We start from the raw sequence: 25,629 nt of genomic DNA, 5'->3' as shown, positions 1-25,629 counted from the left end.
TCAACGACAGGGTTATGAAAAATTAGAGGGGCCATTACTAAATAATCAGAACCATCATTTGATGGATATTTTGATGGTAAAAGAATTATATGCCTTAGAAAATTATAGGATAAAAATCCAACTTATGATACACTAGAAGAAAGGAAGAAGTGCTCTGGCGCTTCTTTTCATATACAAAGGGGAGGTGTGAAATGGGATTAATTTGGTCTTATTTAAAAAATAAGAAATATTGGTTAATTTTAGATGTGATTGGTGCATTATTTTTTGTTTTAGTTAACTTAGGGTTACCAACGGTTCTTGCACGAATGATTGACCAAGGTGTTGTTCAGAATAATAAAAAGGCATTATACTTTTGGGCAGTAATAATGTTTATCATTGTTATACTAGGTGTTATTGGACGGGTTATTCTTTCATACGCATCAAGTAAATTGACAACAACAATGATTAAAGAGCTTCGCAATGATATGTATCGTCGACTACAGGACTATTCTCATACGGAGTATGAAAAAATTGGTATTTCTTCCTTAGTAACTCGGATTACCAATGATGCATTTGTTCTCATGCAATTTGCAGAAATGTCATTACGTTTAGGTGTTGTCACACCACTCATGATGATTTTTTCTGTCGTAATGATTCTTTTGACTAGTCCATCACTGGCATGGATTGTAGCAGTCCTGATGCCTTTACTTATTTTTGTTGTCATTTATGTCGCTGTTAAAACGAAACCTTTATCTGAAAAACAACAAAATACACTGGATAAACTAAATCAACTGGTTCGTGAAAATTTAACCGGACTGAGAGTTGTTAGAGCATTTTCACGAGAAGCGTTTCAAGAAAGCCGTTTTCAAGAAAAAAACCAGGACTATGCTGAAACATCACGACAATTATTCACACTGACTGGTTTGACAGAGCCCTTGTTTGTTCAAATTATAATTGCAATGATCGTTGCCATTGTTTGGTTTGCCTTGGATCCTTTGAAAAAACAAGAGATTAAAATTGGTGACTTAGTAGCCTTTATTGAGTACAGTTTCCATGCTATGTTCTCATTCTTAATGTTTGCCAATCTCTTTACCATGTATCCACGGATGTCAGTATCTAGCAAACGGATTAATGAGGTGTTAGATATGCCCATTTCGATTTCGAAAAACGAAAATGGGATAAGAGAGAGTGAAACTAAGGGTTATCTTGAATTTGACAATGTCACTTTTTCATATCCTGGTGAAACTGAAAATCCTGTATTGCAAAATATTTCTTTCAAAACAAAACCCGGTGAAACCATTGCTTTTATTGGATCGACAGGGTCAGGTAAGTCATCACTTGTTAATTTAATACCTCGATTCTATGATGTGACCTTTGGCCATATCCTGGTTGATGGTATTGATGTACGAGACTATCAACTAAGTGCATTACGTGCTAAGATAGGCTTCATTCCGCAAAAAGCTCTGCTATTCACCGGAACCATTGCTGATAATATCAAATACGGGAAAGAAAATGCCAGTCTGTCAGAATTAGATCAAGCGACAGACGTTTCACAGGCCCGTGAATTTATAACCAGTCGAGAAGAAGGGTATCAAACGCACCTGGCAGAAGCTGGAAGTAATCTATCTGGTGGACAAAAGCAAAGATTATCAATTGCTCGAGCAGTTGTTAAAAAACCAGATATTTACATCTTTGATGATTCCTTCTCTGCATTAGATTATCAAACAGATGCAGAACTAAGAAGGCGGTTAAAGGAAGTGACAGACAATGCAACTGTCCTTATTGTGGCACAACGTGTAGGAACTATTATGGATGCTGATCAGATTATTGTACTTGATCAAGGGAAGATCGTTGGTCGTGGCAAACATGAAGAGTTACTAGAAACGAATGACATCTATGCTGAAATAGCCAAATCTCAATTAAATAGTAATAAGGAGGTGGCTGATTAATGACAGAAAAACAGGTTTTTAGACGTATTTGGACTTATTTAAAGAGATATAAAGTTTCATTAATTTCGGCTATTTTCTTAAAGGTAATGAGTGCACTAATGAGTTCATTAGAGCCATTTGTTTTAGGGTTAGCAATTACTGAAATCTCAAATAATCTGATGGATATGGCAAAAGGAGTTGAAGGGGCGGGCATTAATAAGTCTTATATTGCAGTGATTCTCTGCATCTATTTTGTTCGAGCTATCTTTTTTGAGATTGGATCATATGGTTCTAACTACTTTATGACTAAAGCTGTACAAGCTAGCATAAAAGACTTGAGACAAGATCTCAGCCGTAAAATTAATAAGATTCCAGTTTCCTATTTTGACAAACATCAATTTGGTGATATGCTTGGGCGATTTACTTCAGATGTCGAGACTGTTTCAAACGCCTTACAACAGTCTTTTCTACAAATTGTCAATGCTATTTTGACCATTACTTTTGCCATAATCATGGCTGTTTATATTAACGCGCCCTTAGCATCAATTCTAATTATCAGTATTCCTGTGATTTATTTGTCATCAGAATTTGTCTTGAAAAAATCACAACCTTACTTTAAAGAACAAGCTAAAGTTTTAGGAGATATGAATGGTTTTGTTCAAGAAAATTTAAGTGGCTTTAATATCCTTAAATTATATGGTCGCGAAAATCGTTCTGAGGAAGACTTTCATGCCATTACAGATCGCCTTCAAGAAGTAGGATTCAAAGCCAGTTTCTTGTCTGGCATTATGATGCCAGTTTTACACTTTATCTCAGACTCAGTCTATATGATTATAGCCCTATTAGCCGGACTTCAAGTTTTGGCAGGAAAATTAGCTATTGGTAATATGCAGGCTTTTGTTCAGTACATTTGGCAAATTAGCCAACCAATTCAAACGATTACCCAATTAGCACCGGTGCTTCAAAGTTCTAAATCATCCTTAGAGCGGATTTTTGCAGTTTTGGATGAGGTTGAAGACAAATCTGAAGAAAAGGTAACCTTAACAAAACCTCTAACAGGTCAAGTCTCTTTCAACCAAGTCGATTTTGCTTATAGCAACAGTAAACCTTTAATTAAAGACTTTACTCTGGATGTTAAACCTGGGGAAATGATTGCTATTGTAGGTCCAACAGGTGCTGGTAAAACGACTTTAATCAATCTACTCATGCGATTCTATGATGTTAATCGAGGATCTATCACAGTTGATGGAATGGACATCAGAGATCTTTCGCGGCAAGAGTACCGTCAGCAGTTTGGGATGGTTTTACAGGACGCTTGGTTATTTGAAGGGACTATTCAAGAAAATCTGTATTTTGGGAATTTGTCAGCGACGGAAACAGAAATTATTGAAGCAGCAAAGACGGCAAACGTCGATCACTTTATTAGAACCTTGCCTGGCGGTTATCAGATGATGATGAACCAGGAATCAAGCAATATTTCACTGGGGCAAAAACAACTCCTAACTATTGCGCGTGCGCTATTAGCTGATCCGAAAATATTAATTCTTGATGAGGCAACCTCATCAGTTGATACTCGGTTAGAGCTATTGATTCAAAAAGCCATGAAACGCTTAATGAAAGGCAGGACCAGTTTTGTGATTGCCCACCGTTTATCAACGATTCAAGAAGCTGATAAAATATTAGTCTTAAAAGATGGCCAAATTATTGAACAAGGTAGTCACTATAATCTGTTAGAAGCTCGTGGTTTCTACTATGATCTCTACTATAGTCAATTTAAAACAGCACATCACTAAAATTGTTACCACCTTCCATTTTTTGAAAGGTGGTTTTGTTGTCAGCCAATGAAAAATACTTGACAAGAATATTCTGAAAATTTATAATAATTATTATCTTATTAAAAGTCGTCAGAAAGGAAAGATTATGGTATCAGGAAAAGAATACGTAACACGTGTATTTGAACAGGTGAAAGCAAACAATTCACATGAGGATGAATTCTTACAAGCAGTTGAAGAGGTATTTCACTCACTTATCCCAGTTTTTGATAAATACCCTAAGTATATTACTGAAAATATATTAGCTAGACTTGTAGAACCAGAGCGTATTATTTCGTTTAGAGTTCCTTGGTTAGATGATAACGGTCAGGTTCAAGTGAATAGAGGCTATCGTGTTCAATTTTCATCAGCGATTGGACCTTATAAAGGTGGCTTACGTTTCCACCCATCAGTGAATCAGTCAATTGTTAAATTCCTAGGTTTTGAACAAATTTTCAAAAATTCATTAACAGGCTTGCCAATTGGTGGAGGTAAAGGGGGGGCTAATTTTGATCCCAAAGGTAAATCAGATAATGAGATCATGCGCTTTACACAGAGCTTCATGACGGAGTTACAAAAGCATATTGGTCCTGATATGGATGTGCCAGCAGGTGATATTGGTGTCGGTGGCCGTGAGATTGGTTACTTATTTGGGCAATACAAACGACTAAATGGTTACCAAAATGGTGTTCTAACTGGTAAGGGCTTGACATTTGGTGGCTCATTAGCTCGCACAGAAGCAACAGGTTATGGGGTAATTTACTTTACAAAATGTATGCTAGAAGCAAATGGGCATGATTTTAAAGATAAAACAGCTATTGTTTCTGGATCTGGAAATGTAGCAATTTATGCTATTGAAAAATTACAAGCGTTAGGTGCTAAAGTTATTGCTGTTTCAGATTCATCTGGCTTTGTACATGATCCAGATGGAATTGATTTGGACTTATTGAAACAAGTTAAAGAAGTTGACCGTGATCGTGTTATTGCCTACACACAAAAACGTAAGAATTCAACCTTTACGGAAGCTAAAGCAGGTTCAATTTGGTCACTTAAAGCAGATTTAGCCTTTCCATGTGCGACTCAAAATGAATTGAATGGAGATGATGCAAAAGTCTTGGTTGAAAATGGGGTCATCGCTGTCGCTGAAGGTGCGAATATGCCATCTACTCTTGATGCGGTGGCTGTTTTCCAAGAAGAGGGGATATTATTTGCACCAGGCAAAGCTGCAAATGCTGGTGGAGTAGCTGTATCTGCACTGGAAATGTCTCAAAATAGCAGTCGTCTAGCTTGGACATTTGACGAAGTAGATCAAAAATTGGTTGATATTATGACAACTATCTATACTAATTCAGCAGAGGCCGCAAAAGAATTTGATTTAGAAGGTGATCTTGTCGCGGGAGCTAATATTGCTGGTTTCCTAAAAGTTGCACAAGCAATGTCTTCTCAAGGCCTAGTATAATAGTCTAAAAGAACTCATTGAGTTCTTTTTTTGATATACTAGTTAATAACAAGAAAAGGGGAAGTTATGCTAAGAAAGATTGTAAAAGATCCATTATTTTTATCGGGAAAATCACAAGTGGCAACTAAAGAAGATATAAAAATTGGCAAAGATTTGCAAGATACCTTAACTTATCATCGCGAAAACTGTTTAGGTCTTGCAGCGAATATGATAGGCGAGAAAAAAGCTATTATTATTATAAGTATGGGCTTTGTTGATTTAGTCATGTTTAATCCAATAATTGTTGAAAAATCGGAACCGTTTGAAACAGAGGAATCATGCTTATCTTTATCAGGTTCTAAAAGGACAAGGCGATTTAAAAATGTAACTGTACGTTACCAAGACATGAATTGGCGAGAAAAGAATTTAAGTTTAACCGGACTGCCCGCTCAAATTTGTCAACACGAGTTAGATCACTTAGATGGTATATTAATATAAAAAGAGAGTGGTACAAACACCCATGAGGACAAAGTCCTCATGGGTGTTTGTACCACTCTCTGAGTGTCTATTTATTTGTTTTCTTTCTTTTTCTTAGAAAATCCAATGAATGATAAACTTACTAATCCTAATAATGAAAGCATTGCAGTTTGTTTTTCATCACTATTTGTAGTTGGTAATTGCTCCTTAGTTGTAGTAGATTGTGTATTTACTATTCTAGGTTTGACTGTCGTTGTATTAATAGGAGAAGGAGTTGCTTTTTCTATATGGTTAGCTGTAAAGAGATCAGAAACTAACTCGGTTGCTACCACATTTCCATTACGGTCACGATAAACTCTATGGACTAAATCATGTCGGCCATTTGGATCATTAGTTGTTGAACTCTCCAGTGCAACAGTGACATAAGTTTTTGTACCAGCTAGTGATGCAGATACAGTTTGACCAGATGCTTCTAAATTTTTGATATATTGAATAAATACTTCAGTATCAGGATTAATGGCTCCTAATAATTTAGCATTCAGGAAAGACTTAAAGCCGTCACCACCTCCAAAGAGGAAATCGTTAATGACCAATTTGTAAGTAGCATTTGGGTCAATCTCTTCTCCACTAGATTTGTAGGCTTTAAGAACTTTGAATGGATTTTGAGGATCATTTAAACCACTGTCTGTATAAGTATATTTCAAACCAGACATTTGAAGGAATTGACGTTGCGCGTCATCATACTGTTCATTGAGAGCTTTGTAGATGTCTTGTCCTGTCATTTCAACAACTTGTAAAATATTACCAAACGGTTGAACAGCTTGTGCTGCACCCCATGTAATGGCCCCATCTGGTTGAACCACTAAGTCTGCACGGATTCCACCATTGTTTGTCATGGCAAAATCAATATCTGGATATGATTCTTTAGCGATCGTTAATTGGGCTCTTGTTATTAAATCACCTAATGCAGATTCATAATCAGCATTAATTTCTCTTGAAATAGTTGTATTAGTTGTGGCTGTACCAATTTTACCTTTAGTTAGGGTAGTAACTCGAGTATTTGCATCATCTACAATGGCTTGAATATCAGCACTACCTTTTAAAACATTAGGTGCAACAGCAATAATTTTAGCTGAAGGAGTAGCAGTGAAGTCCTGAGTAGTCGTGTCTAAAGTACCACGAACATCGGAATAGGCTTTTCCTGATGAAAGAGCTTCAACAATACGCGTATTACCGACTGTCCCATTGGTATAAACATGGTTATGACCAGCAAATACGATATCAATCGAATTATCGGGGTATAGTTGATTAACCTTAGTCATAATTGCAGCCATTTCATCTCCAGCAAGTCCATCTTTTCCACTAGTCGCAGGAATGTGAGCCAGAACAACAATAGCATTTACATTTTGTGAACGTAATTCTTTTGCATACTTAACGATAGTTTGTGCCTCATCAAGGAAATTATATTGTTCATAATTTTTTTTAAGGACTAATTCTGGGATTGCTGTTGTTACAACACCAATGAAACCGACATTTACGGATGTGTTATTGACAGGAATATTTTTTATAGCATAAGGTTTCCAGTTATATGGAATTTGATTTGTTGTTTTATCAACAACGTTGGCGATAACGATTTGTTGTGTTGAAGCTTCTGCAGGGTATGCTTTTGTAATATCATTGATAGTAGAATCAGCAGCAGGTGCTGATCCAGTCATGATTCGATTATATTCAGCTAGTCCCTCATCAAATTCATGGTTACCTATCGTCCCATATTCGATACCTATTTTGTTCATTACTTTGACGGTGGGTTCATCCTGTAATAATCCTGAATTTGCAGGACTTGCCCCAACCATGTCTCCAGCTTGGACACGAATGCTTGTTCCATTTGGACTTGTTTGGTTAAAGTCTGCTTGTGATTGATCCATGTAAGCGTCTAATTGAGCAGCTGTTCCTGCACCAGATATTTTACCATCAGGCATATAAGCTGAACCTGTCTGATCAAGGGCCCCATGGAAATCATTTATTCCCATAATTTGTACGTCAACTTGATCAGCTTGAACAGCTGTAAACAGCATTGATACACTAGTAACGACACCTAAAATACTGCTTTTTAAAACAATATGCTTTTTCATAAACTCTCCTAAAGAATTATTTTATGTTACAGTAATAATAGTACTATTTTTTTCTTTTTATGACAATAAGATTATGAGTAAATAACGATAATTATTTTTTTATTGGCACTATAAAATTAAAGAACACGATAAATTGTGAACGATAATTATTGTTTATAAAAATCAAGCGCTTTAAAAACGAATTAAGGGTGTTTTGTGATTTTTTGATATTAACCATAAAAATAGTATAAAAAAAGCGACTTCTCATATTTACAAATAATTATTCTTATGATAGAATTTTCTTAAGTTTAAATGAAAGGAGTACTAAAGATGACTAATTTGGTTTATAAACAAGCTATTTTTAATAATACGAGACTCCTTTTAGTAACCGTAGATTAATCTAAACATAACAAGTTGTTTAGCCCGTGGTAAGGAGTACTCTTTATCGCGGGCTTTTTGTGTACACAATTTACGGTTATTGCTCTGAACTGAAAGGAGGATAGCATGTTATCCTTAATTTTAAAATATATTTGCAAAAAGAAAAAAGCGTATATTTTAATTGCCATTACACTGATTATTTACGATGCTACTTTGGTAATTCCAACTAAGGTGATTGAAAGTTTAATAGATTTGATGTCCAAAAAGACCTTATCCTATAATCAATTGACTGGCCATATTATCTTATTAGCTGGCACAGCATTGCTCTCATATGCTATGGCTTATCTGTGGCACTTGCATTTATTTCAAGAAGCTGTTCATTTTAAGTTTGATATTCAGCAGAATGCTTTTAAAAAATTAGTCATTATGCGAACACCCTATTATGAGAAATTTAGATCGGGTGATATGATGACTCGATTTTCGACAGATGTCGAAGCTTTGATGGATTTTATAGGCTATGGCCTAATGATTATTTTATATGCAGGAGGAATGATTCTTTTTATTATACCTACCATGTTTTTCATTTCTTGGGAAATGACTTTAGTCGGTATGATTCCTATACTTATCATGACGGTGGCCACCTATTTTATAACAAAAAAACAAGAATTATTAGTTGAATCTGCAAGAGAGTCAATTGCTAATTTAAATGATGAGGTCTTAGAAACTGTTGAAGGTATCAAAGTAATGCGAGCCTATGGTAAAAAAGAATATTTAGGCCGACAATTTAGCAAGAAAGTCGAGGATTTAGCCAGTAAATGGAATCAAATTGCTAAATACAGAGGTCTTTATTTCCCGATTTTTAGTGTCATGATTATTGTTGGTGAGCTTTTTATTATCATGGTTGGTCTTGGGATGATTGAAAATTCTCACGTTACTTTAGGGCAAGTTATCGCCTTGCAACTTTACTTAGTTTCTTTAGTTGAACCATTTGCAATGATTTCAGACTTTATCCTAGTTTATCAAACAGGAAAAACATCGTTTGGGAAATTACAAGAATTGATTGAAACCGGAGATACTCTTGAAGAAAATGGTTCCTTAACTTTAGAATCATTTGATGAGATTAAACTCCAAGATTATAGTTTTTCTTATGCAAATAGTCATAAGAAGAGTTTGGAAAAGATTTCACTCGTCTTAAAAAAAGGGCAAACCTTAGGGATTGTAGGCCGGACTGGCTCAGGTAAAACAACATTGGTAAGACAATTATTGAGACAATACCCACTAGGTCAAGGTCAGTTTCTTGTCAACAACCATCAGTTTGTTGATTACGATAGACAAAGTGTTGAAAATCAAATTGGTTATGTCCCTCAAGAGCATATTTTATTTTCCAAATCAGTAGAAGCAAATATTGCGATGGGCAAATCACAAGCTAGTCAAGAAGACATTTTAAAAGCTATAGAAACTGCTTCATTTACTAAAGATTTAAAGGATATGTCAGATGGTTTACAAACTCAAATTGGTGAACGAGGTCTGTCCATTTCTGGTGGGCAAAAACAGAGAATTGCAATTGCGAGAGCCTTTCTTTCAAAACCAAATTTATTAATTTTAGATGACTCTCTTTCAGCAGTAGATGCTAAAACGGAAACCAATATCATCAGACATATTCAAGAAGAACGTCAAGGCAAGACCACCCTTATTGTGACCCATAGATTGTCCGCGATCCAGCATGCCGATTGGGTTATAGTAATGGAAAACGGACAAATCATTGAAGAGGGAAGGCCGCAAGAATTGCTTGCAAACAAGGGATGGTATTACCAGCAATATCAAAGGCAACAAGCACAGGAGGTATAAAATGAGCCTCATCATTACATTATTAAAAGAATTAAAAGTAGCAAAAGTGTCATTTACCCTAGGTATTTTCCTTTTATTAATTGCTACCGCAGCAGGGCAATTGGCCCCACTTTTATTAAAAGAAATTATTGATAAGCAGTTGACACCAGTAGCCGATGGCTTACAAATTAATCATCACCTTTTTTACCAATTCATCTTCTACTATTTTGCAGTTACCTTACTTACAGCCATCTTTCGGTACATTTCGTTTAGAACCTTAATTTATTCTTCAAATAAAGTAGTTTCTCATTTACGAAAAAAGGCATTTAATATCATGCAGAGCTTGCCAATTTCTTATTTTGACAAGGTTCCAGCAGGAAAAATTGCAACACGTATTGTCAATGACACAGAAACCTTACGTAATCAATTTTACGATAATCTTTTGTCACAAATTATTATTAGTTTTGTTCAAATTGTCTTTATCTATGGTGTTATGATTTATTTAGATCATAGGTCAGGGATATGGTTATTGATTGTCATTCCACTATTTTATGGTATTCAATTATTATATAAGGCAATGACTGATAAGCATATGACAGATTTTTACCAAGCACGAAGTACAATCAACACCCAGGTTAATGAAACCATGAATGGTGCTCAAATTATTCAACTCTATCATCAGGAAGAAGCTGTCCTTGATGAATTTAATCAAACTATTCAAGAGATGAAGACCGCAGATGATCATATTATTGTTGCCGATTCAGTTGCCTCGTGGACACTGACAGAATTTGTTAAATACACGATCATTTCAGCTCTATTAGCTGTCATTGGCTATCAGTTTTTACAAGGATATACTGATGTAACGGTTGGTAAACTGTTTATCTACATAAACTATCTGACACGTCTATTTGACTTATTAGGGAATATGGTCCGTCAACTCCCTAACATTCAACGGTCAACGGCAACTGGTAAAAGACTAATGGCTTTGTTAGATGAGGAAACTGAGTCAGAGGAATCTGAACCTATTAACATTTCAAATGGTCAGGTGGTTTTCCAAGGAGTTGATTTTGCTTATACTCCGGATCGATTGGTCTTATCAAATATTACAATTACTGCCAATAAAGGAGAAACAGTCGCATTAGTTGGACATACTGGTTCAGGAAAATCTTCGATTATGAATCTCTTATATCGTTTTTATGACCCTATAAAAGGGGATATATTAGTAGATAATCAATCGATTCAGCACTATTCTAAAGAAAGTCTCAGATCACAGATGGGGATCGTTTTACAAGATCCCTATCTCTTTACTGGAACGATCGCATCGAATATTCGGATGGGAAATGACAACTATAGTGATCAGCAAGTTGAAGATGCTCTAATTAAGGTCGGTGCCAAAAAGATGTTAGAGCAGTTACCACATGGCATAAATGAGCCTGTTTATGAGAAAGGGGCATCTTTCTCAAGTGGCGAGAGACAGTTAATTGCGTTTGCGAGAACTTTAATTGCTAATCCTAAAATTCTTATTTTAGATGAAGCGACATCTCACATTGACACTGAGACTGAAGAGATCATTCAACATGCCATGCAGGTTTTAAAAGAAGGTCGAACAACTTTTATCATTGCGCACCGCTTATCAACAATTCAATTTGCTAATCAGATTTTAGTATTAGATAAAGGAAAAATTGTTGAGCAAGGCAATCACCATTATCTGATGTCATTAAATGGCAAGTATACTCAGTTAGCTAAATTACAAGAAAGGGTTTAAAAGAGACTAGGACAAACATCAGTCATTTCCTGGAAATTTGATTTTATCGTCCCACCTCCGCAAAGTTGAGTAGGGCTATAAAAGGTGGCTCATCAACCTATTAGAGCCCCCACTCGACCACTGTGTCATTTAGACATCACTCTACCAAAAAAGAAGTTGAGAAGATTGTCTCAGCTTCTTTTTGAAAACAGATGAAAAAGCTTTGAATAAGAAATTAATTTCCTTTCCTACTTTTCAAAAAGAGGGTTAGATATCGCAATTTTAACTCTTTTAGTGTAAAATAGTAAGGTAAAAGTAAAGTTAAAAATTATGAAAAGATAAGGTTATGAGTGAAAACATAGGAATTGGTAAGGCGCATAGCAAAATCATTTTAATGGGAGAACATTCCGTCGTTTATGGTTTCCCTGCAATTGCATTACCATTAAAAGATATAGAAGTTACTTGTCGCATTAAGAAAGCGGAAAAAAAATTAGAGTTTGATTTTTATGATACGCTTTCTACAGCGATTTTTTCTGCTTTAGATTATTTACAGATTAAGAATCAACCAATTTCTTATGAAATCATTTCCCAAGTTCCTCAAAGAAGGGGAATGGGCTCATCTGCGGCAGTCTCTATTGCTGCAATTAGAGCGGTATTTTCTTATTTTGATTATGAATTAAGTGATCAATTATTAGAAATCTTAGTGAATAAGGCAGAAATTATTGCTCATACAAATCCTAGTGGTTTAGATGCGAAGACTTGTTTGAGTGATCACGCTATTAAATTTATTAGAAATGTGGGATTTGAAAGTCTAGCTATTGATATAGATGCTTATCTTATCATTGCTGATACAGGTATCCATGGTCATACTAGAGAGGCTGTCGATAAAGTTGCAAAATTTGAAGAAAGTAACTTATCACATTTAACTGAATTAGGAAAATTGACAGAAGAAGTCGAAGAATCAATAAAACAAAAAGACATAACAAGAGTTGGTCACTGTATGACAAAAGCACATGACCATCTTATTGCAATTGGTGTCAGTGTTGACAAATCAAATCAATTAGTAACTGAGGCGTTAGAACAAGGTGCTTTAGGTGCCAAAATGTCTGGCGGTGGATTAGGTGGCTGTATCATCGCACTTGCAAAAAGTAAAGATGATGCTAAGGTAATCAGTAAGGCATTAGAAGAAAAAGGGGCAGTAAACACGTGGATACAAAAACTGTAAGTGTTAAATCATATGCAAATATTGCAATTATTAAATACTGGGGTAAAGATGATGCAACAAAAATGATTCCATCAACAAGCAGTATTTCCTTAACTCTAGAAAATATGTATACCGAAACTTGCTTAACCTTTTTAGAAAATGGTGCAGATTCAGATCAATTTTATATTGATGGACAATTGCAAAATCAAGCAGAGCATGATAAAATTTCAAAAATTATTGATCAGTTTCGTACTAATAAAAAGCAATTTGTCATAGTTGACACTAAAAATAATATGCCAACTGCGGCTGGCCTTTCATCGAGCTCAAGTGGCTTATCGGCACTTGTAAAAGCTTGCAATCTGTTGTTTGAAACTGGTCTATCACAACACGAATTAGCCCTTAAAGCAAAATTTGCTTCAGGATCTGCTTCGCGCTCATTTTTTGGACCTTTAGCCGCTTGGGATAGAGAAAGTGGCGATATTTATCCTGTTCAAACTGATTTGAAATTAGCAATGATTATGCTAGTGGTGAATGATGCGAAAAAACCTGTTTCTAGTCGCGATGGCATGAAACTTTGTCGTGAAACATCGATCACATTTGACCAGTGGAAGGAAGAGTCATCTAAAGATTACCAAGCCATGTTACATTATTTGAAGTCTAATGATTTTGAAAAAGTTGGTTTATTAACTGAAAAGAATGCCTTGGCAATGCATGCAACGACAAAAACATCAACGCCTTCCTTTTCATATTTGATTGAAGAATCTTATCGGGCGATGGATAAAGTAAAAGAACTTCGTCAACAAGGTTTCCGCTGTTATTTTACAATGGATGCTGGCCCAAATGTCAAAGTCCTATGCTTAGAAGAAGATCTTGAACAGTTAGCAAGCATTTTTGAGAAAGAATTTGACATTATTGTGTCTAAAACTAAGGAATTATAAAAATGACAAATTTTCATGTGGAAACTGGTGGTAAACTATACATTGCTGGTGAATATTCCATATTAAAAGCTGGACAAGTAGCGGTTTTGAAAAATATCCCTATTAAATTGTCTGCGATTATAGATAGCTCAGAACAATTCCATATCTCTTCAGATATGTTTGATTATAGTACTGACCTAACCCCTGATGCTAATTATCGCTTGATTCAAGCTTCAATTGAAACTGTTGCTTTACTTCTTGGAAAAGACAGCACTTCTCTAAGACCATTTGACTTATCTATCACAGGTAAATTAGAAAGGAACGGCAAAAAATTTGGAATAGGCTCAAGTGGTAGTGTTACAGTTTTAACAATCAAAGCCTTAGCAGCTTTTTATCATATTCATCTCTCAAATGATTTATTATTTAAACTGTCTGCCTACACACTCCTAAAATTAGGTGATAATGGTTCAATGGGAGATATAGCTTGTATTGCTTACAATCAAACGATCGCCTATTGGTCTTTTGACCGAAAGGTAATTACTCAAAAGATTCACGAAATGACCTTCGAACAAGCTATTAAATTGGATTGGGGCTATAAAATTGAAGTTATTTTACCTAAATTGCCTTGTTTCTTCATGGTTGGTTGGACAGGACATCCTTCCATATCAAAAGATATGGTTAATAAGGTGATTAATCAAATTGATAGGGCATTTTTAGAGAACACCCAAGAGGCAACCTTAGCTGTTATTGAAGCATTGAAACTGGGAAATAAATCGCAATTTGTCACAGCACTTAAGCGTGCAGATCAGAGTTTAGAAGCCTTATCCTCAGCCATTTACACCGAAGACTTAACATCCTTGCGTCAGGCTAGTGACGATTTGGAGGTTGTTGCTAAATCATCAGGCTCAGGCGGTGGCGACTGTGGTATTGCTTTTGCATTTACAGAGGCAGATAGTCAGGTTTTGAAAGAAAGATGGTCCAAAGAGGCTATTCAATTAATTTATCACGAAAGATTGGGAGAATGATGACCAACCGAAAAAATGATCATATCAAGTATGCCTTGAAGTATCAATCAGATTATAATTCTTTTGATGACATAGAGCTGATTCACACGTCTTTACCAACATTTGATTTAAAAGATGTGGATCTATCAACTCATTTTGCAGGTCATGACTTTGCCTTTCCTTTTTATATTAATGCTATGACTGGTGGTAGTGAAAAAGGCAAAGCTGTTAACGAAAAGCTAGCTCGAATAGCAGAGGCGACAGGAATTCCAATGGTGACAGGTTCTTATAGCCCTGCTTTGAAGAATCCACAAGTAAAATCATCATTTCAGTTGAGACAGGTTGCTCCTGAGATGCTTCTTGCAACTAATATTGGTCTTGATAAACCAGTTTCATTAGGGAAGCAAACAGTAGAGGAAATGTCCCCTCTATTCTTGCAGGTTCATATTAATTTAATGCAAGAATTGTTAATGCCAGAAGGGGAAAGAAGCTTCAGTCACTGGGAAAGACATCTTAAAGATTATGTTGCTGAAATTGACGTTCCGCTTGTTTTAAAAGAGGTCGGATTTGGCATGGACAGAAAGTCTATTCAAAAGGCGCGAGCGATTGGCATTAAAACCTTTGACATTTCTGGGCGTGGCGGAACATCGTTTGCCTACATCGAAAACCAAAGAGGTGAAGATCGCTCTTATTTAAATAATTGGGGTCAAAGCACTATGCAAACCTTATTAAATGTGAAAGATTTGTCAGACGATATTGAAATTCTAGCTTCTGGTGGTGTCAGACACCCATTAGATATGATTAAATCTTTAGTGCTAGGCGCTAAGGCAGTTGGTATGTCGAGAACCATGCTCTCTTTAGTTGAACGTTATCCTGAAGAAAAAGTAATTGCTATTGTAAATGGATGGAAAGAAGAGTTAGCCATTATCATGTGTGCACTTAATTGTAGGACGATTCCTGAATTAAAACAGGTTGATTATCTACTTTACGGGAAATTAAAAGATGCCAATTCATAAAACGTTTGAAGTGATTCAAACGTTTTTTAACTCTTTCTTAATGAGAACTTATTGGGCAATTAGTTATCATCTGAACATAAAAAAGATTTGATAGGCTCAAATCTTTTTATTTCTTAAGTTTTGTAAATGGTGTTTTGCTGTTTCTAAGTTCATATGTTTTTCTTTTAGTAAAACATTAAGCAGTTTAGGTGTTTCGTCCTGGTTAGCTCCAGCAAGCAGGGCTAATGATTTAGCCTGTAGTTTCATGTGGCCAGCTTGGATGCCTTTATTAGTTAAAGCTTTTAGGGCTGCAAAGTTTTGTGCTAAACCAGCTGAAGCAATAATCATTGCTAATTCTTTAGCCGATGGATTATTTAACAAGTCATGAGCGATTGTAACACTAGGATTAAGTCCAATTGAGCCACCTTTTGTAGCTATTGGCATTGGTAATGTAATGCTTCCAATTATCATTTGGGTGTCATTGTTAATTTGCCAAGTCGTAAGCCCTTTATAACTTCCATCTTTTGCTGCATAGGCATGAGCACCTGCTTCAATAGCTCGCCAGTCATTCCCTGTAGCCAAAACTAGTGCATCAATCCCATTAAAAATACCTTTGTTATGTGTTGCTGCACGATAAGGATCAACTTGAGCTAATTGACTGGCAAGAGCCATCTTATTAGCCAATTCTTTAGCTTGTAATGTCTCTCTACTTAAGTAATGGAAAGGAAGCTGACAAGTTGCAGTTACTAATGATTCCGTAGCATAATTGGATAAAATTGCCATGAGCTGCTTTCCTTGGCTGAGACTGATTAAATCCTCAACTAAAGCTTCCATCATGGTGTTAACCATGTTTGCACCCATCGCTTCTTGAGTATCGACACATAAATAGACAATCAAGAATTGTTCTTTAATTGCTAGGTCAATTCTTCTAGCACCGCCTCCTCTTTTGACAATTGAAGGGTAGGCTTGGTTGGCCTTTTCAATAAGGCTTTCTGCCTCATTCAAGATAGTTGCTTTAGCCAATTCTAAATCAGGGACATCGTATAGAGCAACTTGACCAATCATTTGACGATTATGAATCTGGGCGTGAAAGCCACCAGACCGTTTGATTAATTTTGTGGCATATGATGCAGCAGCGACGACGGAAGGTTCCTCTGTCACATAGGGTAGGTGATAGGTTTTACCATTAACAAGAAAGTCTGGAACAATGCTAAAAGGCAAAGCTAGACGTCCGATGACATTTTCTGACATATCGTTTGCTATAGCGGTGCTTAGTAGTTCACCTTCTTGAAGTGCTTGTAAGGTTTGTTGTGATAGCAGATGACCAGAAGTTAGTAGTTGGTGGCGTTCTTGAAGTGATTTTTTATAAAATCCTGACCAATTTAGTTCGTTATCTGTCATTTTTTTGATAGATCCTTTGGTGTTCTTGAATACTGTCAAGTCTGTAGTCCCCAGTTAGGTAGGTAGGTAATGTTACATTCCCTTTGTCATCAAATCTAGCTTCTTCATAGAAAAGTGCTTCGTATTCTTCAACAGTGATGTTACGGCGAGCATCTAGCATTGCCTGATGGTCAATGGTTAACATTTCATGATAGCCATCAACAAGTTGACCTGAAAAAATTTCGCAAACTGCACCAGAACCATAGGAGAAGAAGGCAATATCATCCCCTGCCTTAAGTTCTTTATTGTTTTCTAACAAAGATAAGAAAGACATATAGAGTGATCCTGTATAGATATTTCCAACTTGTCGACTAAAACTGATTGAATCGGTAAAAGCTTTTTCTAATGCTATTTGCTTTGCTTCTGATACAGTTTGATCCATTAATAACTTCATCCCTTTTAGTGCTTGCTTTGGAAAGGGAATATGGAAGCAAAAGGCTGCAAAATCAGATACGTTTTTATGTGTTTTCTTTTGATATTGAGTCCAAGTTGTTGTTAAGGTATCTAAATATTGTTCTGTTGAAAAACGCCCATTGACAAAAGGTGTTGCTGAATAATTTGGTCTCCAAAAATCCATGATATCACGTGTTTGTGCAATGTTATCATTATTAAAGGTTAAGATGCGTGGATTTTTTTTGACTAACATGGCTATACTTCCAACGCCTTGAGTCGGTTCACCACCTGAAGCAATACCATATTTTGCAATGTCACTTGCAATGACTAGGACACTAGCGTCAGGATGCATAGCGATATGGGCATTGGCATAATCCAGAGCAGCAGTTGTAGCGTAGCAAGCTTCTTTCATTTCAATAGCTCTTGCAAACGGCTGAATGTCAAGTAAGCCATGAATATAGACACTAGCTGCTTTTGATTGATCAATAGCTGTTTCAGTTGCTAGGATCACCAAATCAATTTCTTGTTTATCTTGATTGGTTAAAATTTCTTGGCAAGCAGTTGCAGCTAAAGTCACAATATCTTCAGTAATTGGTGAGATACTAATGGCATCAATCATTAATCCTTTTTGATATTTAGCAAGTTCAACCTGACGAGCTTCAGCTAATGCTTCCATTTTTAATACATACTGACTTGATGCAAAGCCAATTTTATCTATCCCTATTTTCATTGATGTCCTCTTCGTAAATTTTATCTATAATATTTTAACATATTTTCTGAAAAAGAAAGTTTTTTAACATTAATACTTGGGATCTTTACGATATTCAGTCCTTAAAAGTGATTAAGGGACATTTCTCCTAGCATTTTTTCTATAATTTGGTAAAATAATAAACAGTATGAGAACGTGAAAGGTTTTACTTATGACAAAAGCAGATCAGCTATTTAAAGAAAATATTAAAAAGATTATGGACCAAGGTGTTTATAGTGAACAGGCTAGACCTAAGTATAAAGATGGCAAAACTGCGAATTCAAAATATATCACAGGTGCTTTTGCAGAATATGACCTCTCTAATGGGGAATTTCCAATAACCACTTTACGTCCTATCCCAATTAAATCAGCAATAAAAGAATTACTCTGGATTTATCAAGATCAATCTAACAGTTTAGATATTTTAGAGGAAAAATATAATGTTCATTATTGGAATGACTGGGAAGTTGGTCAGACAAGAACGATTGGACAACGTTATGGAGCTGTTGTCAAAAAACATGATATTATCACTAAAATTTTAAACCAACTGGAAGAGAATCCATGGAATAGACGAAATGTTATTTCATTATGGGATTATCAAGCGTTTGAAGAAAGCGAAGGATTATTGCCTTGTGCGTTTCAAACAATGTTTGATGTCCGTCGCGTAGACGGGACAATTTATTTAGATGCAACCTTAGTTCAAAGATCAAATGATATGCTAGTTGCACATCATATTAATGCCATGCAATATGTTGCTTTGCAAATGATGATTGCGAAACATTTTGGATGGAAAGTTGGAAAATTTTTCTATTTTATAAACAACTTGCACATTTATGATAATCAATTTCCACAAGCAGAAGAACTGTTGAATCGTCAAGCAAGTGATTGTCAACCACGATTACTACTAAATGTTCCCGATGGGACGAATTTCTTTGATATCAAAGCAGAAGATTTTGAATTGATAGATTATAATCCAGTCAAACCTCAGTTGAAATTTGATTTAGCTATTTAATTCGTTAATTTTTTTATAAGCAAATTTGTGGCAAATTTGGTAAAATAGATAGACTTTAGATTGAAGGAAAACTAGTATGACAAAGGAAATTATTGCCATTTGGGCTGAAGATAAAAATGGAGTAATTGGTGTCGAAGGAAGATTACCTTGGCGTTTGCCAAAAGAACTACAACATTTTAAAAAGACAACACTTAACCATGCTATTTTAATGGGAAGAGTGACATTTGAAGGGATGCAAAGACGACTTTTACCAAATCGTCAAACGCTTGTTTTGACCTCAGATAATAAGTATCAGGTTGATGGTGTTTTGACGATGACTAGTGTTGAGCAAGTACTTGAGTGGTTCCATACACAAGAAAAAAATCTTTACATTATTGGTGGAAGTAAAGTCTTAAAAGCTTTTGATGGCTATTTTGATTGCATTATTAAAACCTTGGTTGATAACGAATTTACTGGAGATACCTATAGTCCAGATTTAAATTTAAGTGGCTTTGAAGAAGTTGAAAGCCAATTTTTTGAAAAAGATGACAAAAATCCTTATGATTTCACCGTTCACATTTTCGAGAAAAATAAAACGGTTGGAGGAATGTAGAAAGCATGCAACGGAGTATATTTGGCGTATTCACGGCTTTTCTATTTGTTATTTGTTTGCTTTGTGCAATACCGGCAATAAGAAAAAACCGTTATGGATTAGGTGTTTTATTTTTATTAAATGCATTGACAAATTTAGTTAATACTATTCATGCCTTTTATGGCACGCTATTTTAAGAGTTAAGTAGAGAAAGTTAGAGGGAAAATGGCAAGTAATCGTAGTAACGATATCAAGGTTCATTGTTCATTTTGTGGCAAGAGCCAAGACGAAGTCAAAAAAATTATTGCAGGTAACAATGTCTTCATTTGTAATGAGTGTGTTGCCTTATCACAAGAAATTATCAAAGAAGAATTAGCAGAAGAGGTTTTAGCAGATCTAACGGAGGTTCCAAAACCTAAAGAATTACTGGATGCTTTAAATCAGTATGTTGTAGGTCAAGATCGTGCTAAACGTGCTTTAGCTGTAGCTGTTTATAATCACTATAAACGTATTTCTTATACTGAAAGCCGTATTGAAGAAGAAGTTGAACTCCAAAAATCAAACATTATGATGATTGGACCAACTGGTTCTGGTAAAACCTTCTTAGCGCAAACCTTAGCCAAAAGTTTAAATGTGCCTTTTGCAATCGCTGACGCTACTTCTTTAACAGAAGCTGGGTATGTGGGGGAAGACGTTGAGAACATTCTTTTGAAATTGATTCAAGCAGCAGATTACAATGTTGAACGAGCTGAACGTGGCATCATTTATGTTGATGAGATTGATAAAATCGCTAAAAAAGGCGAAAATGTGTCTATCACTCGAGATGTATCAGGTGAAGGGGTTCAGCAAGCTTTGCTGAAAATTATTGAAGGTACAGTTGCAAGTGTTCCACCTCAAGGTGGTCGTAAGCATCCAAATCAAGAAATGATTCAAATTGATACTAAAAATATTCTTTTCATCGTTGGTGGTGCTTTTGATGGCATTGAAGAGATTGTTAAACAACGTTTGGGTGAGAAGATAATCGGTTTTGGCCAAAATAGTCGAAAAATCGATGATGAAGCATCTTATATGCAAGAAATTATTGCAGAAGACATTCAAAAATTTGGCTTAATTCCTGAATTTATTGGACGTTTACCAGTAGTTGCAGCTTTGGAACAATTGTCAATTGATGATTTGATTCAAATTTTAACTGTACCCAAAAATGCATTAGTTAAGCAATATCAGGCCTTGTTATCCTATGATGGTGTTGAACTTGAATTTAACCAAGATGCACTTGTCGCTATCGCTTCAAAAGCTATCGATCGTAAAACGGGTGCGCGTGGTTTGAGATCAATTATTGAAGAAACAATGCTTGATATTATGTTTGATATTCCAAGTCAAGAAGATATTTCAAAAGTTATCATTACAAAGGAAGCTGTTTCAGGAGATAGTAAGCCTATCTTAGAAACGGCATAGAGGGAAAAATGGCAGAAGAACAACTATTAAATACGCATAATGCTTCCATTCTCCTTAGTGCGGCAAATCAGTCACATTATCCTGATGATGATTTACCAGAAATTGCTCTTGCAGGTCGTTCAAATGTTGGAAAATCTAGTTTCATCAACACTATATTAGGACGTAAAAACTTAGCGAGAACATCCAGTAAACCTGGAAAAACGCAATTGTTAAATTTCTTCAATATTGATGATAAATTACGTTTCGTAGATGTCCCTGGTTATGGCTACGCTAAAGTTTCAAAGTCTGAACGTGCTAGATGGGGAAAAATGATTGAGGAATATTTAACGACCAGAGATAATTTAAGAGCTGTTGTGAGTTTGGTTGATTTAAGACATGAGCCTTCAGCAGAGGATGTCCAAATGTATGAATTCCTCAAATATTATGAAATCCCAGTTATTGTTGTTGCTACAAAGGCAGATAAGATACCACGTGGTAAATGGAATAAACATGAATCAATGGTGAAGAAAAAATTGAATTTTGATAAAGATGATCATTTTATCATCTTCTCATCAGTGGATCGTATTGGGATTGACCAATCTTGGGATACTATTTTAGATCAGATATAAGAAAAGCACAGATTAATTCGGTGCTTTTCTTATCTAATCATTGACACATAGCTTATTTTTGTTGCATACCACTATATACTGTGGAGATAAAAACGATTTTGCTAAAAAATCCTTTTCGGACTTAGAAAATATGCTAATAAAATGGAGTTAACATTACTAATCCTAAGCTCTCTAACTATAGTCATTTTAATGGAATTATCAATTTTAGTAAGAACCTTGATCATATTAGTAGGGACATAGGTATTGATTTGAGTAATCATATGACAGTACCAATGCATTTAACAGTAGTGACTAGTCAAGCAAAGTGTGTTATTACATTTAAAATAAACATACTAAGATTTGTAGTGAAGAGTTTTCCGACGGAAAATTTCTTCACTACTTTTTCTTTGTGTTAAAGTAGAAGTTATTTTTTACTTTGACTATATCAAAATAAAAATAACTTAAATATAAAGAATGATACTAGTATTCGATTCACGAAAAGTGACTAATACGAGATCCTAACAGTATCTAAAAGTGTCGGCAATCGGAGAAATAAAGTCATAGCTAAACTTGTCAATTAGATAAAAACAACAGCGACCTCTATCATTGGTGAATTGGGAGATATTCGCCGGTTTCAGTTTGCCAACCAAATCAATGCCTTTATCGGAATTGACCTCAGACACTATGAATCTGGGAACTTTCTTGCCAAGGAACATATCACCAAACGTGGCAATCCTTATGCTAGAAAGATTCTCTTCAAGTGTATTCACAACATCGCTTCAGCTAGTCACACTAATCCTTGTCATATAGCAGACTTTTATGAGAAACGAAAAAGACAATCGGAACTAGCTTCAACTAAGCCACATACGATTGCCTCCATATATCGTCTTATTCGGACAATGTATTACCTTATAACGCATAACAAACTTTACGATTATACTTCGATCCAAAATCATTAAAGCTTTTATGCCATATTATTCTAACACCTTATTTTTAAAAAGGCTAGATAAGGTGTTCCTTTGGCGTACACTTTTTTCATGCTTACCACAGAAAGAGAGGACAATAACCTGCAGTGAACTACTGTCCTCAAAATATTTTCACCTTAAAGCCTTGGTAGGCTTAACAAATGGTAGAAAAAGAGAGTGGGACAAACAGTAGTAGTTGCTGTTTTTTAAGCTTTAGAAATTGTAATGTGACCACCAGTCAGATTGGCTTGTAAGTCTTTGTCTTCTGGATGATCCAAATAGTAATCCGTAATGCGGTCTCGGATTTCTTGTTCAATGACACGACGTAATGGTCTAACCCCCATAGCCTTGTCATAACCTAACTCAATCAGTTCTTCTTTAACTGGTTCAGTGACATCCAATGTAATGCCCTTTTTAGCTATCGTTTGATTAACTTCAGTAAGCATTAACTCTACTATTTCTTTTAAGTCTTCTTTTTGTAGATGTGAGAATTCAATGACGCCATTGAAACGATTTAAAAACTCAGGTCTGAAGTAAGGTGCAATGCGATCCATGATTTTTTGGTCATGCTCTTCTTGGCCTGTTAAAGCTTCATTACCAAAACCAGCATTAGATGTAGCAATAATCACTGTATTTTTAAAATCAATAGTATTTCCTTGCCCGTCTGTTAAACGACCATCATCTAAAACCTGAAGCAGTAGCGTGATAACTTGTGGGTCAGCCTTCTCAATTTCATCTAGTAAAACAATAGCATAAGGATTGCGGCGAACACGTTCAGTTAAAGTATTTTGATTGTCATCGTAGCCAACATAACCAGCAGTAGTTCCAATCAATTTGGAAACGGCAGTACGGTCACTGAATTCTGACATGTCTAAACGAATGATAGCATCCTTAGAACCAAACATATCAAGCGCCAGCTGTTTGGCCAATTCTGTTTTACCAACGCCGGTTGGACCTACAAAAAGGAATGAGCCAATTGGGCGCTTGCCATCATCAAAACCGGCACGGTTACGTCGAATAGCCTTTGCAACTGCTTGAACGGCTTGATCTTGTCCAATGACATGACCTTTGAGGCGATCAGCAATTTCCTTCAAACGTTCCAAATCACTTGCTCCCATATTAGAAACTGGTACGCCGGTTAGTCGTTCTACTGATTCAGCCACATCGTTTATGCTTGCAGTCACTTTTTGATCTTCGGTGTGGTTTGCCATTTGTTTTTGTAATTCTTCAATCCGGACCTTAGCTTGCAAGGCTATTTCATAATCTTCTGCAGCGACAGCCTTTTCTTGCTTGTCTTTTTCACTAGCAATTGCTGTTTCCAGACTCTTCAAGTCAGTGACTGGGTGTTGCGCAGCTAAATGGGCAGCCGTCATGTCAATCAAATCGATAGCTTTGTCTGGTAGGCTACGTTGTGGGATGTACTGAATAGAGTAATCCACGGCTGCTTTCAAAACAGAATCAGGAAGAAGGACATTGTGGTGTTGCTCATAAAGATTCCTGATGCCCATTAAAATATGGAAGGTATCTTCGGCAGAAGGGGCACTAACTTTAACTTCGTTAAATCGACGAGCCAAGGCAGCATTTTTCAGAATAGTGTTACGGTATTCATCTTGAGTTGTCGCACCGATGACTGTCAACTCCCCACGGGATAAAGCTGGTTTTAGGATATCGGCTAAGCCTTTGGAACCAGAATCACCACCTGTTGAACCAGCCCCTAAGATTTGATGAATTTCATCGAAGAAGAGGATTACATTTCCGGCTTCTTTAACCTCTTTAATTAAATTTTGAATGTTTTCTTCAAAAGCACCACGATATTGAGTACCTGCTTCTAAGCCAGAAATATCAATAGAGATAATTTCTTTGTTCTTAATAGCAGCAGGGACGTCACCAGCAATAATAGCTTGGGCTAAGCCTTCGACGACAGCTGTTTTACCGACCCCAGCGTCACCAACTAGAACGGGATTGTTTTTTGTGCGTCGCGCTAATATTTCAGCTGTATCTTGAATTTCTTTATTTCGGCCAATTACGGGGTCTAAGTGTCCTTGACGAGCTTCTTGCGTTAAGTTAGTCCCTAATTGGCTTAAGATGCCATCTTCTTTTAGAGTTTGTTGCTGTTCTTGTAAAGGAGCAGTTGAACTGAGTTTTCCAGTTTTGCGATATTCTTGAAACTCTTCAGGTGTCATTTCACGTCCATTAACTAAGTAACGACGGTTCTCAGTTTGGTAACCACCAGTGTTACCCATCAATTGGTTAAAAATGTCATCCATGCTTCCAAAAGGGTCTTTTCCATAATAGTTTGTCATAATTTTTTACCTCATAATTTTTATTTATACTTTAAAAGTATTGATGAAGGAGTAGTTATTTAGTCTATACTTATCAGGTAAGAGGCCTGATTTAAATAATTACATTTTGGTTTGCCAACCACCTTCTGATACTATTATATATCTTTGGTCAGCAAAGGTCAATAGAAAAGTTTGACTATTTTTGACCTTTATCAAAATTATAACCTTTCTTTTATTCGGCAAATTACAAGTTCAAGTTAGCCATTTAGTAAAAACTCTTTAGGAGATTTATAATCTAGTATTTTTTTAGGATAGTTATTTATCCAATTTTCAATGAATGCGACCTGTTTTAGGGTCGCATTC

General features: G+C 35.9%; 18 protein-coding genes and 2 pseudogenes. 15 read left to right on the top strand and 5 right to left on the bottom strand.

All coding sequences use genetic code 11. From position 1 onward, the window contains the following. The first annotated feature begins 191 nt into the window (after window positions 1-191). The 4 genes from ACVRZD_RS06800 to ACVRZD_RS06785 all read left to right on the top strand — a co-directional run bounded on the left by ACVRZD_RS06800 (window position 192) and on the right by ACVRZD_RS06785 (window position 5,654). Window positions 192-1,928, top strand: a complete 1,737-nt coding sequence (locus tag ACVRZD_RS06800; RefSeq protein WP_037625733.1) for an ABC transporter ATP-binding protein — start codon at window positions 192-194, stop codon at window positions 1,926-1,928. Next, a complete protein-coding gene (locus tag ACVRZD_RS06795; protein ID WP_447450379.1) occupies window positions 1,928-3,700 on the top strand; it encodes an ABC transporter ATP-binding protein in 1,773 nt (590 codons plus the stop codon). Before ACVRZD_RS06800 ends, ACVRZD_RS06795 begins: the two co-directional genes overlap by 1 nt. 127 nt (window positions 3,701-3,827) lie before the next feature. After that, window positions 3,828-5,177 carry an NADP-specific glutamate dehydrogenase gene (gene gdhA / locus ACVRZD_RS06790; RefSeq protein WP_447450378.1) on the top strand — a complete coding sequence of 450 codons (1,350 nt, stop codon included), beginning with the start codon at window positions 3,828-3,830 and terminating at the stop codon, window positions 5,175-5,177. A 66-nt stretch (window positions 5,178-5,243) separates the two neighbouring features. After that, window positions 5,244-5,654, top strand: coding sequence for a peptide deformylase (locus tag ACVRZD_RS06785; protein ID WP_037625731.1), 411 nt, complete (start codon window positions 5,244-5,246; stop codon window positions 5,652-5,654). A gap of 71 nt (window positions 5,655-5,725) precedes the next feature. Here the strand turns inward: ACVRZD_RS06785 and ACVRZD_RS06780 are convergent, their stop codons facing one another. After that, window positions 5,726-7,765 (bottom strand): surface-anchored 5'-nucleotidase, encoded by a 2,040-nt coding sequence (locus ACVRZD_RS06780; RefSeq protein ID WP_037625729.1) that lies wholly within the window; start codon window positions 7,763-7,765, stop codon window positions 5,726-5,728. A 483-nt stretch (window positions 7,766-8,248) separates the two neighbouring features. Between ACVRZD_RS06780 and ACVRZD_RS06775 the strand changes: the two genes are divergently transcribed. The 6 genes from ACVRZD_RS06775 to fni all read left to right on the top strand — a co-directional run bounded on the left by ACVRZD_RS06775 (window position 8,249) and on the right by fni (window position 15,834). Continuing rightward, window positions 8,249-9,970 (top strand): ABC transporter ATP-binding protein, encoded by a 1,722-nt coding sequence (locus ACVRZD_RS06775; RefSeq protein WP_447450377.1) that lies wholly within the window; start codon window positions 8,249-8,251, stop codon window positions 9,968-9,970. Window position 9,971: 1 nt separating this feature from the next. Then, window positions 9,972-11,714 (top strand): ABC transporter ATP-binding protein, encoded by a 1,743-nt coding sequence (locus ACVRZD_RS06770; protein WP_037625727.1) that lies wholly within the window; start codon window positions 9,972-9,974, stop codon window positions 11,712-11,714. Between the two features lie 325 nt (window positions 11,715-12,039). Then, complete coding sequence (gene mvk / locus ACVRZD_RS06765; protein WP_037625725.1) at window positions 12,040-12,918, top strand: mevalonate kinase; 879 nt, start codon at window positions 12,040-12,042, stop codon at window positions 12,916-12,918. Then, entirely contained in the window at window positions 12,900-13,835 is a 936-nt protein-coding gene (mvaD, locus tag ACVRZD_RS06760; protein ID WP_037625723.1) for a diphosphomevalonate decarboxylase, read from the top strand. Before mvk ends, mvaD begins: the two co-directional genes overlap by 19 nt. 2 nt (window positions 13,836-13,837) lie before the next feature. Next, window positions 13,838-14,839 (top strand): phosphomevalonate kinase, encoded by a 1,002-nt coding sequence (locus tag ACVRZD_RS06755; protein ID WP_037625721.1) that lies wholly within the window; start codon window positions 13,838-13,840, stop codon window positions 14,837-14,839. Next, window positions 14,839-15,834, top strand: a complete 996-nt coding sequence (gene fni, locus ACVRZD_RS06750; RefSeq protein ID WP_037625719.1) for a type 2 isopentenyl-diphosphate Delta-isomerase — start codon at window positions 14,839-14,841, stop codon at window positions 15,832-15,834. Before ACVRZD_RS06755 ends, fni begins: the two co-directional genes overlap by 1 nt. Before the next feature lie 96 nt (window positions 15,835-15,930). Here fni and ACVRZD_RS06745 read toward each other — a convergent pair whose 3' ends face one another. Together ACVRZD_RS06745 and ACVRZD_RS06740 are read right to left on the bottom strand one after the other, a co-directional pair. Beyond that, complete coding sequence (locus tag ACVRZD_RS06745) at window positions 15,931-17,214, bottom strand: hydroxymethylglutaryl-CoA reductase, degradative (protein ID WP_447450376.1); 1,284 nt, start codon at window positions 17,212-17,214, stop codon at window positions 15,931-15,933. Next, window positions 17,204-18,376, bottom strand: coding sequence for a hydroxymethylglutaryl-CoA synthase (locus ACVRZD_RS06740; protein WP_037625716.1), 1,173 nt, complete (start codon window positions 18,374-18,376; stop codon window positions 17,204-17,206). The genes ACVRZD_RS06745 and ACVRZD_RS06740 overlap by 11 nt, the downstream gene beginning before the upstream one ends. Before the next feature lie 190 nt (window positions 18,377-18,566). Here ACVRZD_RS06740 and ACVRZD_RS06735 point away from each other — a divergent pair, with 190 nt between their 5' ends. From ACVRZD_RS06735 to ACVRZD_RS06715, 5 genes and pseudogenes are all read left to right on the top strand, one after another. Continuing rightward, complete coding sequence (locus tag ACVRZD_RS06735) at window positions 18,567-19,406, top strand: thymidylate synthase (RefSeq protein WP_447450375.1); 840 nt, start codon at window positions 18,567-18,569, stop codon at window positions 19,404-19,406. A 76-nt stretch (window positions 19,407-19,482) separates the two neighbouring features. Further along, complete coding sequence (locus ACVRZD_RS06730; RefSeq protein ID WP_037625715.1) at window positions 19,483-19,998, top strand: dihydrofolate reductase; 516 nt, start codon at window positions 19,483-19,485, stop codon at window positions 19,996-19,998. 204 nt (window positions 19,999-20,202) lie between these two features. Further along, window positions 20,203-21,432: an ATP-dependent Clp protease ATP-binding subunit ClpX gene (gene clpX / locus ACVRZD_RS06725; RefSeq protein ID WP_037625713.1), complete on the top strand. Its 1,230-nt coding sequence runs from the start codon at window positions 20,203-20,205 to the stop codon at window positions 21,430-21,432. A gap of 8 nt (window positions 21,433-21,440) precedes the next feature. Beyond that, window positions 21,441-22,040 carry a ribosome biogenesis GTP-binding protein YihA/YsxC gene (gene yihA, locus ACVRZD_RS06720; protein ID WP_037625711.1) on the top strand — a complete coding sequence of 200 codons (600 nt, stop codon included), beginning with the start codon at window positions 21,441-21,443 and terminating at the stop codon, window positions 22,038-22,040. Between the two features lie 563 nt (window positions 22,041-22,603). Further along, a pseudogene (locus ACVRZD_RS06715) lies at window positions 22,604-22,978 on the top strand (transposase); the annotation flags it as partial. Window positions 22,979-23,190: 212 nt separating this feature from the next. Here the strand turns inward: ACVRZD_RS06715 and ACVRZD_RS06710 are convergent. Then, the gene (locus ACVRZD_RS06710; RefSeq protein ID WP_447450374.1) at window positions 23,191-25,287 is read right to left on the bottom strand and encodes an AAA family ATPase; all 2,097 of its coding nucleotides are present in this window, start codon (window positions 25,285-25,287) and stop codon (window positions 23,191-23,193) included. 236 nt (window positions 25,288-25,523) lie between these two features. Continuing rightward, window positions 25,524-25,629, bottom strand: a pseudogene (locus ACVRZD_RS06705) (IS30 family transposase); the annotation flags it as partial.

The sequence above is a fragment of the Streptococcus hongkongensis genome, from assembly GCF_053206145.1.
This window is presented reverse-complemented; position numbering and strand designations above follow the sequence as displayed.

Excerpts from the sequence above, each read along its gene's own strand:
- ACVRZD_RS06800 (WP_037625733.1), top strand. The coding sequence starts at position 192 with ATGGGATTAATTTGGTCTTATTTAAAAAATAAGAAATATTGGTTAATT.
- ACVRZD_RS06795 (WP_447450379.1), top strand. The coding sequence starts at position 1,928 with ATGACAGAAAAACAGGTTTTTAGACGTATTTGGACTTATTTAAAGAGA.
- gdhA (WP_447450378.1), top strand. The coding sequence starts at position 3,828 with ATGGTATCAGGAAAAGAATACGTAACACGTGTATTTGAACAGGTGAAA.
- ACVRZD_RS06785 (WP_037625731.1), top strand. The coding sequence starts at position 5,244 with ATGCTAAGAAAGATTGTAAAAGATCCATTATTTTTATCGGGAAAATCA.
- ACVRZD_RS06780 (WP_037625729.1), bottom strand. The coding sequence starts at position 7,765 with ATGAAAAAGCATATTGTTTTAAAAAGCAGTATTTTAGGTGTCGTTACT.
- ACVRZD_RS06775 (WP_447450377.1), top strand. The coding sequence starts at position 8,249 with ATGTTATCCTTAATTTTAAAATATATTTGCAAAAAGAAAAAAGCGTAT.
- ACVRZD_RS06770 (WP_037625727.1), top strand. The coding sequence starts at position 9,972 with ATGAGCCTCATCATTACATTATTAAAAGAATTAAAAGTAGCAAAAGTG.
- mvk (WP_037625725.1), top strand. The coding sequence starts at position 12,040 with ATGAGTGAAAACATAGGAATTGGTAAGGCGCATAGCAAAATCATTTTA.
- ACVRZD_RS06755 (WP_037625721.1), top strand. The coding sequence starts at position 13,838 with ATGACAAATTTTCATGTGGAAACTGGTGGTAAACTATACATTGCTGGT.
- fni (WP_037625719.1), top strand. The coding sequence starts at position 14,839 with ATGACCAACCGAAAAAATGATCATATCAAGTATGCCTTGAAGTATCAA.
- ACVRZD_RS06745 (WP_447450376.1), bottom strand. The coding sequence starts at position 17,214 with ATGACAGATAACGAACTAAATTGGTCAGGATTTTATAAAAAATCACTT.
- ACVRZD_RS06740 (WP_037625716.1), bottom strand. The coding sequence starts at position 18,376 with ATGAAAATAGGGATAGATAAAATTGGCTTTGCATCAAGTCAGTATGTA.
- ACVRZD_RS06735 (WP_447450375.1), top strand. The coding sequence starts at position 18,567 with ATGACAAAAGCAGATCAGCTATTTAAAGAAAATATTAAAAAGATTATG.
- ACVRZD_RS06730 (WP_037625715.1), top strand. The coding sequence starts at position 19,483 with ATGACAAAGGAAATTATTGCCATTTGGGCTGAAGATAAAAATGGAGTA.
- clpX (WP_037625713.1), top strand. The coding sequence starts at position 20,203 with ATGGCAAGTAATCGTAGTAACGATATCAAGGTTCATTGTTCATTTTGT.
- yihA (WP_037625711.1), top strand. The coding sequence starts at position 21,441 with ATGGCAGAAGAACAACTATTAAATACGCATAATGCTTCCATTCTCCTT.
- ACVRZD_RS06710 (WP_447450374.1), bottom strand. The coding sequence starts at position 25,287 with ATGACAAACTATTATGGAAAAGACCCTTTTGGAAGCATGGATGACATT.